We start from the raw sequence: 18,266 nt of genomic DNA on the forward strand, positions 1-18,266 counted from the left end.
CTGACGGTTTAGGGCAACGGAGTGATGGCAATGGGCAATGTGACCAAAGACGAAGCGCTTTACCAGGAGATGTGTCGGGTGGTAGGCAAGGTCGTTCTCGAAATGCGTGATTTAGGGCAGGAGCCGAAACATATTGTCATTGCGGGCGTTCTGCGTACCGCGCTGGCGAACCAGCGCGTTAAGCGCAGTGAGTTGACCACCAAAGCGATGGAAACGGTGGTTAAAGCGCTGGCCGGCTAACTCGCCAGCGCTTCGCGAGCAGCTCAAGCGAGCAGCAGAGCAGGTAATAGATCACACCCGTGAAGATAAAAATGGCCGCCGGGTAAATTTGCACCCGGTTGTTGATCTGTCCCGCCACCGTGGTCAGTTCAGGAACGTTCACGATAAACGCCAGCGACGTATCCTTCAGCAGGCTGATAAAAATCCCCACCAGCGACGGCAGAATATTTCTCAGCGCCTGCGGCAGCAGCACGCGCCACAGCGTTTGCTGCGTACTGAACCCTTGAGAAAGCGCGGCCTCATTCTGGCCCGACGGCAGGGCTCTCAGTCCGGCTAACACCGAATGCATCACCGCAGCCGCGGTAAACCAGGCCAGCGCCAGCGTGACGGTCGTCGCGCCCGGGAGATCCCTGCCGGTTATCAGTGGCAGCAGATACCACATCCAGAATATCACGAAGATCAGGGGGATCCCGCGAATCAACTCTGCCCACGCAAACAGCGCACTGCGCACCACGCCGGGATAGCGCCAGGCGACGCAAGCCAGCACAATCCCGCCGGGCAGGGCAAGCGCGGCGGCGCCTGCGGCCATCAGCAGTGAGAGCAGTACGCCGCCGGGTTCTCCCGCAGCCGCACGTCCCCAAAGCAGATAGTCCAGGTTTTCGACAATAACGTTAAATCCGGGGATCATGATTTTTCCTCCCTGAATGGGGGCCGAGGCGCACCAGCACGCTTCCCGTCACTATCCCGGTAAGCAAGTAGAGCACCGTACCGACGGTAAAGGCTTCCAGTGCATGGGCGTTGTAACTTTCTATCTGTCGAACCTGGTAGGTCAGTTCGGCGAAGCCAATCCCGCTCGCGAGCGAGGAGAGCTTCATCAGGTTAAGGTACTGGCCAACGACGGGCTGCCAGGCGTTAGCGAGTCCCTGTGGCAGAAGAATGTAGCGAAACAGACGCCATGAGGAAAATCCCTGGGCGAGCGCCGCCTCCCGTTGCCCGGCAGGCACGGAACGCAGTCCCGATTCCACTTCTTCGATTAAAAACGCCGAGGTAAAGACGCCTAACCCCCAGGCGGAGCATAAAAACTCGGGCGTAAACCACCAGACGTCACCGGGCAGAATGGACCAGCTGTGGTCTGCGTTCACCGCGTCACGCAGCCCCTGCGGCAACCCGTTCCAGGCGGCGAAATACCAGAACAGCAGCTGTACCAGCAGCGGCGTATTGCGAAACAGCGATACCCAGCCGCTGACGATCACTGTCCCGAAACGTCCCCCGGAAAGCCGCAAAAGCATAAAGAACAAGGCGAGCAGGCTGGCCAGCATAATCCCCGCCAGCGTCACCCACAGAGTGGTGAGAAATCCGGAAAGGATCCAGTGCAGGGGCTGTCCGGCCAGCACCCCCTGCCAGTCCAGAGCGGGCATTACGGTTGCTCCTGATGCAGCGGATCCAGCACTTTTTGCAGGAACCGCCTCGCACGCGGATGCGACGGTTGGTTGAAAAATTGCGCCGGGGGCGCGGTTTCCAGAATGTGTCCACCGTCGATAAAGACGATTCGATCGGCAATTTCCCGGGCGAACTGCATCTCATGGGTGACGACAATCATGGTGATCCCGCTGTGCGCAAGGGTTTTCATCACCAACAGCACTTCGCCAATCATCTCCGGGTCGAGTGCCGACGTCGGCTCGTCAAAGAGAATGATTTGCGGCGACGAGGCCAGAGCACGGGCAATCGCCACGCGCTGCTGCTGTCCGCCGGAAAGTTCAGCAGGATAGCGGTGCGCCTTCTCCAGCATGCCGACCTTCTCCAGCAGCGCCAGCGCGCGCTCCTGGGCGGGCAGGGGTTTCCAGCCGTGAACGTGCTCAAGTGCCAGGGTGATGTTCTGACTGGCGGTAAGGTGGGCATAGAGATTGAACTGCTGGAACACAAACCCGACGCGGCTGCGTAACTGACGTAGCCTGCTGCCGGAAAGCTGTCCGGTCGGCTTGTGGTCGATCAGAATCTCCCCGCCGCTCAGGCTCTCAAGCTGGTTGATAAGCCGAATCAGGGTCGATTTTCCGGAACCCGAAGGGCCGAGAATGGCAACCACTTCACCCGGCATGATGGTGAGGTTAATGTCGGTTAAAACCGGATGGTCGCCGTAGCGTTTGTCCACATGGCGAAACTCAACGCTGGCCTGTTCCAGACGTGAAAAATCCGCGGCATTGGCCGCGGAGTGTGAAAATAAACCTGAGAGCATATTACCGGGCTTCTATTTTAAAGTTACGAGGCTGTGGAGCAGGGGTGCCTGGACCGAACCAGACGTCATAGATTTTTGCCGCCTGGCCGTTTTTCTCCAGGTTTACCAGCTCATCGTTAACGGCTTTCAGCAGCGCCGTCTCACCCTTTTTCACCCCCACGCCAATCTCTTCTTTACTGAGCAGGTCGGGCAGGATTTTGAAGTCGGCTTTATCCGGCGCCTGCGCCAGCAGACCGGCCAGAATGGTGCTGTCCTGGGTAATGGCCTGCACGTTGCCATTGCGCAGCGCCGTCAGCGCCAGCGGGATATCATCGTAAGAGAGGACGCGGGACTGCGGAAAACGCTGGTGCAGCGCCTGTTCACCCGTCGTACCTTTTACGGCGCCAATGCGTGCCCGGCTATAGTCATCAAGCTTGTCCGGTGATTTTGCCGGAACCAGGAACTGCTGACCGGTGACAAAGTAAGGCGTCGAAAAATCAATGACCTGTGCGCGTTCCGGAGTGATGGTGATATCCGCCACGATGAGATCCGCTTTTCCGGACTGTAGCAGCGGAATACGGTTAGCCGGATTAGTGGCGACCAGTTCAAGCTTGACGCCGAGCGATTTCGCCAGCGCTTTGGCGAAGTCCACGTCGTAACCCACGATCTCATGCGTTTTGGCATCAATCGAGCCAAAGGGTGGATTAGCATCAAACGTGGCCACTTTCACCACGCCTGCTGCCTTGATATCCGCCAGCCGATCGGCCTGCGCCTGCGCTGAAACCAGGCCCCAGGCTGCCACTAATCCCAGAACCTGCGCCCGTTTTTTAAACCCTTTCATTTTTGCAGCCATAGTCATACGCCATCCCGTTGTTTTTGTTTTACCCCGTTACGCTCCCATAAGGGAAAGCTATCGCCAAATAAGAAATCGTTCTTTGCTATGAGAAAAAAAGCATGAGTGAACAAGGTGTTAAAGAAGAGAGCAGACGGCGGGGCGCTATTTGCAGATCCTGCACATCGACAGTGGATTTTGATATTTCCCCCCGGCGCAATTTGGGTGTTTAACTGAGTACAGGTTAAGCAAGAGGGGTAATGACGATGAAAAAATGGATAAGCACGTTACGGCGGTTTTTTGCGCCCCGACCAATGAATGCGGAGAACAGCGCGCAACGTGTTCTTGAGTCAATACTGCCTGTCGCCAGCCTGTATGGCGTGGACGTAGCCAACATCGACCCGGAGTGGTTCCATGATAAAACGTCACGCTGAACTGCGCCGGACGCGCGAAATGTACTGGAATGAGCTGTGCGTGGTGTCTGTAAAGGGAGGATGAGGGGAAAAATACCCAGGCTAATCCTCGGTAAATGATGGCCGTTTTGTTACCACTATCTCCTTTCACAGATGGAGATGATAATGAAACGGACAGTATTAACCCCCGCGCTTTCTGCCACCGCACTTCTGCTTGCCATGCAGGCGGCACACGCTGGTCCACAGGCGCATGTTGTATGCAGTTATTCCCACACCCTCGGCGATGATGCCATTATGATGTTCGGCATGCCCAACGAGGCTATGCTGCACGATTTTTTTGGTAACGTGCACACGGATGCTTACTCCAGCCGTGAATCGCTGCGTGCCCAGGAAAAGACCACCTGCGATAACAAAGCAGACAGCTCGGCCTACTGGGCTCCGTCGCTAAAATTACCGGACGGAACGGTGGTCAAACCCGCCTATCAAAAAACCTATTATCAGGCATCGAACGTTGACGCCTGGCCGCTGCACCCGTTCCCGGCGGGGCTGTCGCTGCTGGCGGGCGATCACCACGGCACTGCGCCAAATCCGCATATCACCTTTTTATGCGCCAACGGCAAGGGCTACACCACCAGAACGGGTGAAGTCTGCGGCTTACGCAAGGCGAAGGATGCGGTGCAGTTTAATATCGGCATTCAGTTCCCGAACTGCTGGGACGGGGTCAACCTGAAGCCCGCCCACGGCCTGGCTAACGCCACCTACGATACGAAAGGACAATGTCCGTCCGCCTTCCCGGTGAAGATCCCGACGGTGAACATGAATATTGCATACGTGCTTCCGACCATTAGCTCTCTGGATACCAGCAAAGTCCAGCTTTCCCTCGACCCCATCATGCATGGCAGTGAGCGTGAAGAGCGGTGGGGGAGCCTGTATACGGCGCATGCTGACTTCATGAACGGCTGGACGGAAGATGCCGCGCGCTTTATGACCGACCTGTGCATGAACCGCGGAATGGATTGCGGCACCACCGTACCGTATGGTTATTCAAAAGCGAAGGCCAACGTCTGGCTCAGCAGCATGGAACCCGCACTTTCACAGCCCGATCCCCAGGTCTTACTGGTGCAGGATAACTGGAAGAACGGTGGACGCACGAAAAACAGCGAAACATTGTCGCTGGTGAAGTTCAACATTCCTCCGCTGCCTGCCGGACAGGATCCTGCCCAGTTTAAATACCGCGTGAGAATTTATGGCGGGAAAGTGGAAACTGACGGCGCGGATCAAATCTTCTTCTATCCGGCGAGTAACGACTGGGAACCGGCCACCGTGAGCTGGCAGTCACGACCGTCCTGCAACTATCGCTCGGATGCGGTGCTGTACCTGAACCACTCCCGCGAATACCGGATGGTGGACGTGGATAAAGCGGTGCGCAAGGCGCTGGCAGAAGGGAAAACCGACATTTCGTGGTATATCGGCGGCGATCGTCAGGGAAATCACTATCAGTTTGAGACGGGGTCATCTCCCCAAAGCCTGATCCTGATGCTGACCGGGTTTAGCAAAACGCCGGAGATCTGATAGCGGGTAGCAAAAGGCATTCATAAAAAAAAAGCACCGAGGAGCCCGGTGCTTTTTCTTCAGATCTTGCAGGCATCGCCGCAGTCGTTATCGGCGACAATCGCCTGGGCTTTTTTATCCGCATCGTCGAGACGTTCCGCGTTGCGCTCTTCTGCTTCATCCAGCCCGTTAAAGACTAAGTTATCGAGATCAATTTCCATGTGCCACCTGCGTTATTCAGTTTTTGATACTGGCACAGTATAAGTCAAAAAAAGCGGGCCAGGCACCCCTCAGCACATATGGATAATCCCTGCCATACTCAGTGCTTTATTGCTGAGGAAAGCCGATGATTACACTCTGTAAAACCTGCGGTACCGCTTACGATGAACAGCCCAAAAACTGCCCGATTTGCGACGATGAGCGCCAGTATGTCCCGGTGACGGGCCAGACATGGACGGACTTCGACAGCCTTACGACCACGCACACCAACAAATGGCAACAGCTGGAGCCGCAGCTGTTCAGCATCAAAACTGTTCCCTCTTTTGCCATCAACCAGCGGGCGCTTCTGCTGCGTACGCCACAGGGCAATGTTCTGTGGGACTGCATCGCCAATCTTGACCCGGCGACCAGAGCGTTAGTTGACGCGCTCGGGGGGATCAGCGCGATCGCGATTTCGCACCCGCATTACTACACCACCATGCAAGAGTGGGCCGCGGCGTTTAACGCACCGATCTACCTGCACGCCAGCGATCGGCAGTGGGTGATGCGTGACAGCCCGGCGATACGCTTCTGGGAGGAGGACGCCCTGGAGATTATGCCTTTGGTGACTCTTCTGCGGCTGGGCGGGCATTTTGCAGGCGGCACGGTGCTGCACTGGCAGTCAGGCGACGGCGTGCTGCTGGCCGGTGATATTTTGCAGGTTACGCCCGGTAAGGACGCCGTGTCGTTTATGTGGAGTTATCCGAATATGCTGCCGCTGCCTGCCCGCACCGTTGAGTCGGTGATTGGCCGACTGACAGGGAAAACGTACCAGCGCCTGTACGGGGCCTTTGAAGGGCAGAACATCCTGGCGAACGCGGATGAGATCGTGCAGCGGTCGGGCCAGAAATATATTGCTTGTCTCCGCTAAGGCGCGGTGGTTAAATTTTACGAGTGTGATCGCGATCATACCTAAATTAAAACAGATAAAAGAGAAATGGCTATGCAACATATCATTGAAGGTTTTCTCAGCTTTCAAAAAGAGATTTTCCCGCAACGTAAAGAGCTTTTTCGTAGTTTAGCGTCCAGTCAGAATCCCAAAGCGCTGTTCATCTCCTGCTCCGACAGCCGTCTGGTTCCGGAACTGGTTACGCAACAGGAGCCAGGACAGCTCTTTGTCATTCGAAACGCGGGCAACATTGTGCCTCCGTTCGGGCCGGAGCCTGGCGGTGTCTCTGCGACCATCGAATATGCTGTTGTTGCCCTGGGCGTGACCGATATCGTTATTTGCGGCCACTCCAACTGCGGCGCAATGAAGGCGATTGCTGACAACGCCGATCTGGAGCCGATGCCGGCCGTTTCCCACTGGCTGCGCTATTCTGATGCGGCAAAAGCGGTGGTTGAGAAGAAAACCTGGGATAAGCCAATCGATAAAGTGAATGCGATGGTGCAGGAGAACGTCTTTGCGCAGCTGAGCAATATCAAGACCCATCCGTCGGTGGCGGTAGGCCTGCGCAACAACGCCATTCGCCTGCACGGCTGGGTATATGACATTGAAAGCGGCAAAATCCTTGCCCTGGACAAGAACACTAAATCGTTCGTGTCGCTGTCGGAAAACCCGGACGTCTTCTTCGAGTAACCCGACCCCGCAGGGCAGGGAAGCTCTGTTAAAATTCCATGAATGGTAACTTCCTTCGCACGCCTGTCGCAGGTTTTCCAGCCGCTTTCGCCATCGCTTTACCAATTTCAGCGCACTCAGACAAACCCTGAACAAAGGGATGATCGTGCATCAGCCAGGGGATCGCCCCAAAAGCGATGCGCCCCCGCAGTGATGCAGGCGCCAGCAACGTATAGTCTTCCCCCACGTCCGGGACGTCATCGCCGGTTTCCGCAAGCTGTTTACGCAGGGTGGGGAAGGGAATGTCCTTGTTTCTGAGTGGCTTTTGCCCGCGCGCATCAATAAACACGTCGAAGCGGTAACGCTTTTCTGCCGTGGTGATGACGGTCTGATCGCTGCCGATATCCAGGTCGTAATTATCACCGAGTGCGACCACGCTAATGATCCCTGCCTCGCGCAGCGCCAGTAAACGGCGGATAGACTGCGGTGGAATGGCGGCATAATTATCGATAAACACACGCTCCAGACCGGATTTAAACCGCTCTCTGTCACGCTCACTGAGTGAAGGGACGATGGCCTGAACCACTTCATGCAGACGAAGCACGGTATAGCGCCAGGCAACGGTGCGTTTTTCGCGCTTGTTGCGCTCCACTTCTTTCAGATTCGCTTCGGCCCAGGTGAAAGGGCCATGCTTTTTACGATCCTCAAACCAGACATCACGAAGCGTGTCGGCATTCAGCGTAACGAGCGATATCGCCTGGCACCAGCGCGGATCGGCCAGCTCGAGCTCTTTCACCATCAGCGCAAAGATGCGGTCAAGCAGCCCGTCCGGGCCTTTGGCGATTTCACTTTCCGCCACAGACTCCGTTAACACGGACAGCGGTTCATAAGGGATAGGGCAGTAAAAGTCGGCCTCCGGCAGAACGCCCGTGCGGGACATCAGCGTGATTTTTAGCCCTTCGCTGCCTTTATTGACAACGAACTGCTCCCCGCTAAACCGGCCATGCTGCATCACAACCGCCATTGCAGCGTCCAGCCCGCTGAGGGAAGTACCCATGATCCCCACCTCACAGGCTCGGATCTCCGCGTCCATCAGCCCTGACCATGGGCTTGGGAAATATGCGCGGGTGGTTTCATCTTCATCAGGCCAGACGTGGCCGGTGGCAACAACCGCAAGATCAAACCGCCTTGAGAAAGGGGCATCGTTCACTGAAAGGGCCACGCCGTCTGCATCAGCCTTAATATCCGTGACTTCTGCGTTGGGGTGCACCTCGACATGAAAGCCAGACTTTTTCGCCTCAGCAACGACGGCAAGAAACCGATCGTGAAAATATTCACCCAACAGAATACGCGGCAGGAATTGCCGGTCGTGCAGTTTCTCACTATCGACGTTATAGCGGGCAAGATGGGCCGCACTCTGCTGTTTGAGCCAGTCGAGATAGGTAATAAAAATGGGCGGAATTTCGATACTGGCGATGTTCGCCAGCATCAGCCGGGAATTATCCTCGTCGCTGTAGGGCATCCCGACACCGGGTTGGTCTGCCTTTTCGAACACGGTGATCGAAAGCGGTGCTGCGTTGTTAAGAAGTGAGTAAAAGGTATAAATCCCTGTTGGACCTGAGCCGATAATGGCGATTTTTTTCATCGAAAGCGTTCCTGCATTTCTGAACCATAAAATAAGCGTAGCAGGAGAAAGGTTAAATCATTCAATGAAGGAAAAAATTAAGACGTTTTGAAGAGGGGATGTTGCGCCCCTTCCTGAACTTATGGGAAGGTCAATTCAATTGACCCTGGCTGATTAGATATGATTCTGCCTGATTTCTGAAAGGAAAGACTGTTTGGTCCCAGGTTTAACGATTATCTGTATGTGATGGGGGTTAAAAAGTACGGTAACTTCGCCGGCGGGCTTGACCTGCACAGCGTCAGTGAGGAGAACCAGCTGATTTTATCAGGAGAATTCTCCATCTTACGGTCAGTGTACTTTTTAACATGCAGGCTGATGCCGCCCGTGGAAGACAGCCCTGCTCGGGCTCAAAAGATGGCATAGCACACTGTACATCGGATGGTCGTTTTGTCTGCAATGACGGAAGTCTGAGCCAGTCGAAGCGATTCTGTTCAGGTTATGGTGCCTCCGAACTGCCCCGGCAGGTAAAACCCTCCCCCTCCGCCAGGCAAGCGCAGACGAAAAAGAAAACAGCCGTGAAAGGCCAGGAGCAGCGTGTTGTAGAAAACAATGCGCAGTTCGATACACAACCGCGGCAACCTACATGCGCCCTTCTCTATATGGCCAACAAGCCCGGATTCACCCATTTACCCGTTTGTTCAGGAAATCAGTATTAATCCGCCAGTGTAAACGTTCTTTGTCTGTTATTCGAACTGATAAGACGCTTGCAGGTGGAAACCCACCTGAACGCGCTGGGCGACCTGTTACAGCGTCTGGCATTAAAGCATGCCGTTCGCACCTTCCGGCTACATGGCGAACTTACTGCATGGCTGGCGTTTATGTTTTCTGCATGATTGATAAAAGGGAGGGAAAATTATGACCAGGGCAGAAGAGTTTTGTCGTTCCTGAAATGTGAACACTGGCAGATGGATGCGCACGCATCGCTCAAAAAACGATCTTTTTCGGGCGGATACTGAGATCAGAAAAGCATATGACCTTGAACAGTAATCACAATGACTGGAGGGATATGCTAATGAAGCGACAAGATATAAACGCATTAAAGAATTTTGATTTTCTGGCACGCAGTTTTGCCCGTATGTACGCCCTGGGCCAGCCAGTTGATATCGATGCCGTGACCGGCAATATGAATTATGAACAGCAGGCATGGTTCCGGGAGCGATATGACCACTACCGAAAGCAGGCTGAGCGGGCGAGAGTGATAGAACTGCGATGATGTAACGAATAACGGGCTTAACGGCCCGTTGCGTTTTTTAAGTTCCAGCTACATTTTGCAGCTCCTGAGGTTGAAATATTGTGCGGTAACCTCATATAGAAAGCGGGTAAGGAATACCTGCCCGTAAGACATGAACTTTTTGAATATTCTTTTTTACTGTTCAGGAGGTACATGATGACTCTGAGAGCTTTTCCCATGTTGAACGATCTCTCCGACTCTCTGTTTGCGGACCGTTTTAACCGTATCGATCGCCTTTTTAGCCAGCTAACCGGCAGTACGCCGTTGCCCTCCACGCCTTCTTACAATATCCGGCGGGTGGGTGATAACCGCTATGAACTGACGCTGAGCGTGCCGGGCTGGAAAGAGAGCGAACTGGAAATTGAAACCGTTGGCGGTCAGCTGAATATCAGCGGTAAACGTGAAGAAGAGAAAACCGAAAACGGCGAAGAAGGGTGGATCCATCGGGGTATCAGCCGCAGCGACTTCCGGGCCAGCTATAGTCTGCCGGAGCATGTGAAAGTAACCGGCGCTTCGCTGGAAAACGGCTTGCTGGCGATTGAATTACACCAGGATATCCCGGAAGAAGAGAAACCGCAGCGCATCGCCATCAACAACAACCCGGCGATTGAACATAAGCCGTAATCATTGATTGACGTTGTTTTCACGCCCGGCAAACGCCGGGCGTTTTGCTAACCTGATGGGACTTATGCCATTCCGCTCTTTCGCTGCACGCGCGGGCTGGAGGTCACTTTCGATGTGCTTAAAAGGTTTGCTGCCTCTGCATGAGGCTGAACGGGAATGAAATGTGCGAGAAAACAGATTGGTGCGTCTGAATGGACTCGAACCATCGACCCCCACCATGTCAAGGTGGTGCTCTAACCAACTGAGCTACAGACGCAGAATGGTGCGTTCAATTGGACTCGAACCAACGACCCCCACCATGTCAAGGTGGTGCTCTAACCAACTGAGCTATGAACGCATTGTGTTGTCGGTGACAACGGGGACGAATATTAGCGGCACAGCCCCAAGGTGGCAAGAGGGAAAATGCATTTTTCTCTCTGATTTCACGCGATTGCTTCATTACCGCGCAAAGTGAAGAGAAAGTAGCCGCCAGGCGGCGGCTACTGTGTTATTAACGTGCAGCGCGCTGCAAAATTACCGCAGACGGCTGACGTTGCAGGAAGCGCATACGCAGCATCATCATAATGGCCGCAGACGTTAAGCCGATGATAAAGCCCATCCAGAATCCGGCTGGCCCCATGCGATCCACCACCAGATCCGTGAGCGCCAGAATGTACCCGCACGGCAGACCCAGCACCCAGTAAGCGATAAAGGTGATGAAGAAGATGGAACGCGTATCTTTATACCCACGCAGCACACCGCTGCCAATCACCTGGATGGAGTCAGAGATCTGATAAATGGCCGCCAGCAGCATCAGATGCGAGGCCAGGGTCACTACCTCCGGGTTGTCGTTATAGAGCAGGGCAATTTGCTCACGCAACAGCACGGTAAAGAGCGCGGTACAGACTGCCATGCAGACGCCGACGCCGAGGCCGGTGCGGGCTGCCGTTTGCGCGTCCAGCGTCGAGCCTTGCCCCAGACGGAAGCCCACGCGAATCGTCACCGCGGCAGCCAGGGACATCGGCAGGACGAACATCAAAGAGCTGAAGTTCAGGGCGATCTGGTGTCCTGCGACATCAATAATCCCTAACGGCGAGACCAGCAGGGCGACGACGGCAAACAGCGTCACTTCGAAGAACAGCGCCAGCGCAATGGGTAACCCCAGCTGAATGAGACGGGTCATGAGCGTCCAGTCAGGTGCGCTGAACGAGGCGTCGTTACGAATGTCACGCATGGATCGCGCATGTTTAATATAGGTGAGCATACAGCCGAACATCACCCAGTACACCGCAGCCGTTGCCACGCCGCAGCCCACGCCGCCGAGTTCCGGCATGCCAAAATGACCGTAAATGAAGATATAGTTCACGGGAATGTTCACCAGCAAGCCGATAAAGCCCATCACCATGCCCGGCTTGGTTTTTGCCAGCCCTTCACACTGGTTACGTGCCACCTGGAAGAACAGATAGCCGGGGGCGCCCCAGAGCAGGGCGCGCAGATAACCGACCGCCTTATCCGCCAGCGCCGGGTCGATATTATGCATGGCGCGAATAATATACCCGGCGTTCCACAGGACGATCATAATCAGGACGGAGACACCCCCGGCCAGCCAGAAGCCCTGGCGCACCTGATGGGCCACGCGGTCGCGTCGACCGGAGCCGTTAAGCTGCGCGATAACCGGCGTCAGCGCCAGCAGCAGGCCGTGACCAAAAAGAATGGCCGGAAGCCAGATTGAGGTTCCGATCGCCACGGCGGCCATATCGGTGGCGCTGTAACCACCGGCCATTACCGTATCCACAAATCCCATTGCGGTTTGGGCTACCTGCGCGACGATCACCGGTATGGCCAGTGCCAATAACTGACGCGCTTCGATCATATACTTCTGCACGTGAACACCTTTGTATTGTAGTTATTTGAGAGACTAAAAAGGCCGCCGTTACTGGCAGCAAGAAGAAAAAACAGAGGGATGCCAGCTATTGTAGCGGGGTTTAACTAATTATCTAGTGAAAAAATCGCCAGAAATTGCGCATCACTGGCAACCTGTTTTTTCAACTGTTATTGTGGTGGGATTATACGGTGTCATCGCCGTTCGGAATGAACAGGAGCTGTAAGCATGTTTACTGGTATTGTGCAGGGCACTGCCAAAGTGGTGTCCATTGATGAAAAACCGAATTTCCGCACTCACGTAGTTGAGCTGCCTGAATATATGCTCGACGGCATTGAAACCGGGGCGTCGATAGCGCATAACGGCTGCTGCCTGACGGTGACCGAAATTAACGGTAACCAGATTAGCTTTGATTTAATGAAAGAGACGCTGCGTATCACTAACCTGGGTGAGCTGGTGGTGGGAGATATCGTCAACGTTGAACGCGCGGCGAAATTCAGCGATGAGATTGGCGGGCATCTGATGTCGGGCCATATTATGACCACCGCAGAAGTGGCGAAAATCGTGACCTCGGAAAATAACCGTCAAATCTGGTTTAAGGTGCAGGATCCGTCATTAATGAAATACATCCTTTATAAAGGATTTATTGGCATCGATGGGATTAGTCTGACCGTCGGTGAAGTGACGCCAACGCGTTTTTGCGTGCATTTAATTCCTGAAACGCTGCAACGTACTACGCTTGGCGCAAAAAAACTGGGGCAGCGCGTAAATATCGAAATTGATCCCCAGACCCAGGCGGTCGTGGATACCGTTGAGCGCGTACTGGCGGCGAAAGAGGCGGCGATAATTAAAACCATGGAAGAAGAATAAAAAATAACCCCGGTTAACCGGGGTTATTTTTTCAGCGAGCCACACGCAGACCGTGCTCAATCCCACGACTAAACACCACCTGCCACAGCTGTATATCCCGCGCACGGAACGCGCCCGCACAGGCATTCAGATAATAGCTAAACATCCGTTTGAATCGTTCCGAATAGTTGTCGGCGATTTCAGGCCATGCAGCCTGGAAACGTTCATGCCAGGCCATCAGGGTGGTGTCGTAATCTGCGCCGAAGTTATGCCAGTCTTCCACAATAAAATGCGGTTCGCTGGCGTTCGCAATCTGGCGAACAGAGGGTAAACAGCCATTCGGGAAGATATATTTGTTGATCCAGGGATCCACATTGTTATCGGTGCGTTTAGAGCCGATGGTGTGTAGCAGGAAAATTCCCTCAGGCTTCAGGTTACGATCGGCGACCTCGAAGTAAGTCTTGTAGTTCTTCGGCCCCACGTGCTCGAACATACCTACGGAAACAATGCGATCGAACTGCTCGTTCAGGTCGCGGTAGTCCTGAAGCCGAATATCAACATCCAGACCCAGACAGCGTTCCTGCGCCATCTTCTGCTGTTCAGCGGAAATCGTGACGCCGACTACGCTGACGCCGTAATTTTTCGCCATAAACCAGGCAAGACCACCCCAGCCACAGCCGATGTCCAGCACACGCATACCGGGCTGTAACTGCAATTTATCGCAGATCAGTTGCAGCTTGTCCTGCTGCGCCTCTTCCAGGGTCGTCGCTTTTTTCCAGTATCCGCAGGAGTACTGCATTAAAGGATCGAGCATACGGCTGAACAGATCGTTGCCCAGGTCGTAATGCTCTTTACCGACGATCCACGCCCGTTTTTTACTTTGCAGATTGAACAGGCGGGCGGAGGCAATGCGTAAGGTATCTTTGAAATGACGAGGGAGCTGTTTTTCAAGACCGGCGCGTAATACGCTGGAGAAGAACATATCCAGCCGCTCACACTCCCACCAGCCGTCCATATAGCTTTCACCCAGCCCTAACGACCCCTCCTGTAACACGCGTTTGAAAAAATCGGGATGCTTTATCTGGGGATCGGAGGGGGATGAGCCATTAATCGTAATGCCCGCACGTCCCAACAGTTCACTGACGATCCGGGACCAGTTATCGTCCGGAACGCTGACTTCTTCTATACACGATGAACTCATAGCTTCTCCATCACCTTGCTGTGATCAGAACCTTAAAACAGCGTAGACGCTTTTTTGGTTTGTGAGAAATCTCACGGTAAATGCCCGCGAGGCTAATATCCGACGTAGAACAGAGGAAGGGAGATAACCCTTGCCGAAATGCCTTCCATGGTAAAACGGGAGCGCTCCGGCTCCCGTTAACACTTAATATTTATCGTATTTAATCGAACCAAATTTAGTATAGGCCGCAAAATTTGGTGATTCAACAGAAAATTGTTAGCAACCTAATCACTGGTATTTAACATAGTTTCCCGCGCAATCAGGCGTGCGACGTTTCTGTCTGCGCGTTTTCACTCTGCTCGCGATGGGCTGAGGACTGCATGCGATAGCCCAAACCCGCCAGCGCAACGGTGACCAGCATCACGCTGGTAGTGGTGAGCAGCGGGGTTGCAATCAACGCCGAGACCACGAGACTTGCCAGGAAGCACAGGCCAAGTTGCAGGGTATTTTGCAGCGCGGCAGCGCGGCCTGTCGCCTGCGGGAATGGACGCAACGCCTGGGCTACAACGATAGGGTAGATAGCCCCGTTAGCGATCGCCATGACGCAGAACGGAATCAAAATTTCTGCAAGCCCGGCGCCGGGTATAAAGCCGACAGCCCAGGTCGCAATCACGCTTAGTGCATACAGCACCAGCAGCCAGGGCAGCATCTGTTGGCCTTCCCATTTTTGCAGCGCGGCGCGACAGCCATAGCCACCCACCAGGAAGGCGATGGTCTGTGGTACATAGCTCAGGCCGATAGCCGCCGGGCTGTAGCCCATGTCATGCAGAATGAACGGCGAACCGGTTAGCCAGGCAAAGAAGCTGGCAGAGCAGGCAGCATAAATCAGCACGTTACCGCGATAGGCTTTCGACCGCAGTAAAGAGGTAAAGGTGATGGGCTTTGCGTCCGGATGCGTCTCTTTTTTATGCGCAGGTTTAAGCCCGAAAGCAGGCAGCATCAGGACCAGCGTAATAGCAAAGAGCGTGGCGAAAATGGCCTGCCAGTCGAAATGCGCCAGGATCCAGCTGCCCAGTAACGGGGCAAGCGCCGGCGACAGGCCGACCAGCGGCATAATAGTGGCGAATATGCGGTTAGTGCGCGAGGCGGGGTAGTAATCGGTCACCAGCGCCTGCCAGGTCACCGCTGCGGCGCAGACGCCGACCGCCTGAATAAAGCGCAGCGCCAGCAGCCAGGCGGCATCGCGGACCCACAGCATGCCCAGACAGCCTACGGCAAAAATCGCCAGCCCCAACAACAGGACGGGCTTACGGCCAAAACGATCCGAGAGCGGCCCCCACAGCAATTGCGCAAAAGCAAAGCCAGCAAGGAACAAACTTAAACTGGCGCTGATGGCGGCGGCAGGGGTTTGCAAATCTTCCTGCATCGCGGCGAACGCGGGCAGATACATATCGGTTGCCAAAAAGCCCAGCACGCTTAAGCCGCCGAGCCAGACTAAAAATCCTTTCCTGGGTTGCACTTTTTTCTCCTGAGGAGGCAGGTGTACGTTGGCGCAGAGTGTAGGGAGTGCAAAGCGGCTTGTGAAACGCTAATATTTGGCGGGTGCGTTCAAAAAATTTGCAGGCTAAAGATGTGGTCAGATTATTCCCTTGAAGTGGTTGATGCCGTGGCGCGTAACGGCAGCTTTACCGGTGCCGCCCAGGAGCTGCATCGCGTTCCCTCGGCTATCAGCTATACGGTGCGCCAGCTGGAAGCGTGGCTGGCGGTCCCGCTGTTCGAGCGGCGCCATCGCGACGTGGAGCTCACGCCTGCCGGAGCGTGGTTTTTGAAGGAAGGGCGGTCTGTTATCAAAAAAATGCAGATCACCCGTGAGCAGTGCCAGCAGATCGCCAACGGCTGGCGCGGGCATCTCGCTATCGCGGTGGATAACATCGTTAAGCCGGAGCGGACCCGGCAGATGATCGTCGATTTCTATCGTCATTTTTCCGACGTCGAACTGCGTGTTTCGCAGGAAGTGTTCAACGGCGTCTGGGATGCGCTGGCGGACGGCAGGGCGGAGATGGCGATTGGTGCAACCCAGGCGATCCCGGTTGGGGGGCGCTACGCGTTTCGCGACATGGGCATGCTGAGCTGGACCTGCGTGGTCGCGCGCGATCACCCGCTGGCGGCGCTGGAAGGTCCGCTGAGCGATGACACCTTACGCAACTGGCCCTCGCTGGTGCTGGAAGATACCTCCCGCTCGCTGCCCAAGCGCATTACCTGGCTGCTGGATAATCAGCGCCGCGTGGTCGCGCCGGACTGGGAGTCGTCGGCCACCTGTCTGAGCGCGGGGCTGTGCGTTGGCATGGTGCCGGTGCATTTTGCGCGCCCGCGCATCGATGCGGGAGAGTGGGTGGCCTTGACGCTGGAAAACCCCTTCCCGGATGCCGCGTGCTGTCTGACGTGGCAGCAAAACGACGTCTCGCCCGCCATGGCCTGGCTGCTGGATTATCTGGGCGACAGCGAAACGCTGAACCGGGAGTGGTTGCGGGAACCAGCATAGCTGGCCCCGTAATGAGATTAACGACGGTAGTCGCGGAACGGACCGTCCGCAACGGAACGGCGTTCAATCAGGCGCGGGTGAACTTCAATGGACTGGGACTGTTCACGCTTGTTGACGATCCTGTCCAGCAGCATGTTGAAGGCCGTTTCACCCAGCGAATCTTTCGGCTGGTGAATGGTGGTCAGCGCCGGGGTAAAGAAGCGGGCGTTGCGCACGTTGTCATAGCCGATCACCGAGATATCCTGCGGGACGCGCAGGCCGAGTTCATCCGCCGCGCAGAGCGCGCCCATCGCCATGATGTCGCCGCCGCAGAACACCGCGGTAGGGCGATGCGGCTGGGAGACGATCTGCTGCATGGCGCGATAGCCCGACTCCGGCTCGAAGTCGCCCTGAACAATCCAGTTTTCCGGCACGGTGATCAGCGCCTCTTCCATCGCTTTCATGAAACCGGCCAGACGGCCAGCTCCGGTGTTACGCTCCAGCGGACCCGGGATCACGCCAATTTCACGATGACCGCGTTCTACCAGATAACGCCCCGCCATGTAGCCGCCTTCAAAGGCGTTATCAATAACGGAGTCGGTGAAGTCTGCGCGCGCTTCGCCCCAGTCCATGACCACCATCGGAATGTGGCGATACTCTTCCAGCATGGAAAGGACCGACTCAGGGTATTCAGAACACATTACCAGCAGGCCGTCGACGCGCTTTTGCGCCATCATTGACAGGTAAGCGCGCTGTTTTTCAATGTTGTTCCACGCGTTGCCCAGAATCAGGGTATAGCCTTTCTGGAAGCAGTTTTTTTCAACGGCTTCGATGATTTCAGCAAAGTAGGCCGCTTCACTGCTGGTGGCCAGCAGGCCAATCGATTTGGTGTGATTAACCTTCAGGCTGCGGGCGACGGCACTTGGCGAGTAGTGCAGTTCTTTGATTGCCGCCCAGACGGCATTACGCGTCTCTTCAGCGACGAAACGCGTTTTGTTAATAACATGTGATACGGTTGTAGTGGAAACGTTTGCGCGTTTTGCTACGTCTTTAATTGTTGCCATTAAATGTCACTCCAGACCATATCCTAAGCTCCTGAAAAAATTGAAGGTAAACGTTTGCCTTCTCTCACCCTTATCACGCAAACATGAGTTGCGACACGCCGGGAAAACGACACAGGACGTCAGGAGGGGGTCAGTGGCCGGTACGCTAATAAATTTAGCGTGGAATTTTGTCCTATCTTGATGAAAAGGGGAAGAGGTAAAGTGGATAT

General features: G+C 55.0%; 20 protein-coding genes, 2 tRNA genes and 1 pseudogene. 11 read left to right on the forward strand and 12 right to left on the reverse strand.

The window, feature by feature from the left end; all coding sequences use genetic code 11:
- Positions 1-30 precede the first annotated feature (30 nt).
- A complete protein-coding gene (gene fumD / locus O1721_RS13775) occupies positions 31-240 on the forward strand; it encodes a fumarate hydratase FumD (RefSeq protein WP_003857676.1) in 210 nt (69 codons plus the stop codon).
- On the opposite strand, the gene O1721_RS13780 is transcribed toward fumD, so the two are convergent.
- From O1721_RS13780 to O1721_RS13795, 4 genes are read right to left on the reverse strand one after another with little or no spacing between them, the layout of a single operon-like run.
- Positions 221-907: an amino acid ABC transporter permease gene (locus O1721_RS13780; protein WP_015570700.1), complete on the reverse strand. Its 687-nt coding sequence runs from the start codon at positions 905-907 to the stop codon at positions 221-223. The two genes, fumD and O1721_RS13780, sit on opposite strands and share 20 nt — an antisense overlap.
- On the reverse strand, positions 891-1,637 hold the full coding sequence (locus tag O1721_RS13785; protein WP_032648100.1) for an amino acid ABC transporter permease: 747 nt from the start codon (positions 1,635-1,637) through the stop codon (positions 891-893). The genes O1721_RS13780 and O1721_RS13785 overlap by 17 nt, the downstream gene beginning before the upstream one ends.
- On the reverse strand, positions 1,637-2,452 hold the full coding sequence (locus O1721_RS13790) for an amino acid ABC transporter ATP-binding protein (RefSeq protein WP_032648101.1): 816 nt from the start codon (positions 2,450-2,452) through the stop codon (positions 1,637-1,639). Before O1721_RS13790 ends, O1721_RS13785 begins: the two co-directional genes overlap by 1 nt.
- 1 nt (position 2,453) lies before the next feature.
- Complete coding sequence (locus O1721_RS13795) at positions 2,454-3,284, reverse strand: ABC transporter substrate-binding protein (RefSeq protein WP_045324865.1); 831 nt, start codon at positions 3,282-3,284, stop codon at positions 2,454-2,456.
- A gap of 245 nt (positions 3,285-3,529) precedes the next feature.
- Between O1721_RS13795 and O1721_RS13800 the strand changes: the two genes are divergently transcribed.
- Positions 3,530-3,697 (forward strand): hypothetical protein, encoded by a 168-nt coding sequence (locus O1721_RS13800; RefSeq protein WP_032648103.1) that lies wholly within the window; start codon positions 3,530-3,532, stop codon positions 3,695-3,697.
- 144 nt (positions 3,698-3,841) lie between these two features.
- Entirely contained in the window at positions 3,842-5,248 is a 1,407-nt protein-coding gene (locus O1721_RS13805) for a DUF1996 domain-containing protein (protein WP_032648106.1), read from the forward strand.
- 59 nt (positions 5,249-5,307) lie between these two features.
- Here the strand turns inward: O1721_RS13805 and O1721_RS13810 are convergent, their stop codons facing one another.
- Complete coding sequence (locus O1721_RS13810; RefSeq protein WP_032648108.1) at positions 5,308-5,448, reverse strand: hypothetical protein; 141 nt, start codon at positions 5,446-5,448, stop codon at positions 5,308-5,310.
- A gap of 125 nt (positions 5,449-5,573) precedes the next feature.
- Between O1721_RS13810 and O1721_RS13815 the strand changes: the two genes are divergently transcribed.
- The gene (locus O1721_RS13815) at positions 5,574-6,356 is read left to right on the forward strand and encodes an MBL fold metallo-hydrolase (RefSeq protein WP_032648110.1); all 783 of its coding nucleotides are present in this window, start codon (positions 5,574-5,576) and stop codon (positions 6,354-6,356) included.
- 72 nt (positions 6,357-6,428) lie between these two features.
- Complete coding sequence (locus O1721_RS13820; RefSeq protein WP_015570694.1) at positions 6,429-7,064, forward strand: carbonic anhydrase; 636 nt, start codon at positions 6,429-6,431, stop codon at positions 7,062-7,064.
- Between the two features lie 28 nt (positions 7,065-7,092).
- Here the strand turns inward: O1721_RS13820 and O1721_RS13825 are convergent, their stop codons facing one another.
- Positions 7,093-8,688, reverse strand: coding sequence for an FAD-NAD(P)-binding protein (locus O1721_RS13825; RefSeq protein WP_032648112.1), 1,596 nt, complete (start codon positions 8,686-8,688; stop codon positions 7,093-7,095).
- A gap of 344 nt (positions 8,689-9,032) precedes the next feature.
- Here O1721_RS13825 and O1721_RS13830 point away from each other — a divergent pair.
- The 4 genes and pseudogenes from O1721_RS13830 to O1721_RS13845 all read left to right on the forward strand — a co-directional run.
- Positions 9,033-9,161 (forward strand): annotated as a pseudogene (locus O1721_RS13830) (YdcA family protein); the annotation flags it as partial.
- Positions 9,162-9,437: 276 nt separating this feature from the next.
- Positions 9,438-9,560, forward strand: a complete 123-nt coding sequence (locus O1721_RS13835) for a hypothetical protein (protein WP_254909560.1) — start codon at positions 9,438-9,440, stop codon at positions 9,558-9,560.
- 179 nt (positions 9,561-9,739) lie between these two features.
- Positions 9,740-9,940, forward strand: coding sequence for a cell surface composition regulator GlgS (gene glgS, locus O1721_RS13840; protein ID WP_032650012.1), 201 nt, complete (start codon positions 9,740-9,742; stop codon positions 9,938-9,940).
- Between the two features lie 171 nt (positions 9,941-10,111).
- On the forward strand, positions 10,112-10,582 hold the full coding sequence (locus O1721_RS13845) for an Hsp20 family protein (RefSeq protein ID WP_026080712.1): 471 nt from the start codon (positions 10,112-10,114) through the stop codon (positions 10,580-10,582).
- Positions 10,583-10,761: 179 nt separating this feature from the next.
- Here O1721_RS13845 and O1721_RS13850 read toward each other — a convergent pair.
- From O1721_RS13850 to mdtK, 3 genes are all read right to left on the reverse strand, one after another.
- Positions 10,762-10,838 (reverse strand) — tRNA-Val (locus O1721_RS13850).
- 4 nt (positions 10,839-10,842) lie between these two features.
- A tRNA-Val gene (locus O1721_RS13855) sits at positions 10,843-10,919 on the reverse strand.
- A gap of 153 nt (positions 10,920-11,072) precedes the next feature.
- Positions 11,073-12,446: an MdtK family multidrug efflux MATE transporter gene (mdtK, locus tag O1721_RS13860; protein ID WP_032648114.1), complete on the reverse strand. Its 1,374-nt coding sequence runs from the start codon at positions 12,444-12,446 to the stop codon at positions 11,073-11,075.
- A 225-nt stretch (positions 12,447-12,671) separates the two neighbouring features.
- Here mdtK and O1721_RS13865 point away from each other — a divergent pair, with 225 nt between their 5' ends.
- A complete protein-coding gene (locus tag O1721_RS13865; RefSeq protein WP_015570688.1) occupies positions 12,672-13,313 on the forward strand; it encodes a riboflavin synthase in 642 nt (213 codons plus the stop codon).
- A 31-nt stretch (positions 13,314-13,344) separates the two neighbouring features.
- On the opposite strand, the gene cfa is transcribed toward O1721_RS13865, so the two are convergent.
- Complete coding sequence (gene cfa, locus O1721_RS13870; RefSeq protein WP_017384609.1) at positions 13,345-14,493, reverse strand: cyclopropane fatty acyl phospholipid synthase; 1,149 nt, start codon at positions 14,491-14,493, stop codon at positions 13,345-13,347.
- A gap of 298 nt (positions 14,494-14,791) precedes the next feature.
- A complete protein-coding gene (gene punC / locus O1721_RS13875) occupies positions 14,792-15,991 on the reverse strand; it encodes a purine nucleoside transporter PunC (RefSeq protein WP_023296385.1) in 1,200 nt (399 codons plus the stop codon).
- 111 nt (positions 15,992-16,102) lie between these two features.
- Between punC and punR the strand changes: the two genes are divergently transcribed.
- A complete protein-coding gene (gene punR / locus O1721_RS13880; protein WP_003857638.1) occupies positions 16,103-17,014 on the forward strand; it encodes a DNA-binding transcriptional activator PunR in 912 nt (303 codons plus the stop codon).
- 17 nt (positions 17,015-17,031) lie between these two features.
- On the opposite strand, the gene purR is transcribed toward punR, so the two are convergent.
- Positions 17,032-18,057 carry an HTH-type transcriptional repressor PurR gene (gene purR / locus O1721_RS13885; RefSeq protein ID WP_003857634.1) on the reverse strand — a complete coding sequence of 342 codons (1,026 nt, stop codon included), beginning with the start codon at positions 18,055-18,057 and terminating at the stop codon, positions 17,032-17,034.
- Positions 18,058-18,266: the final 209 nt, after the last annotated feature.

It is taken from the genome of Enterobacter cloacae complex sp. HYC033_NIDB, from assembly GCF_056673335.1.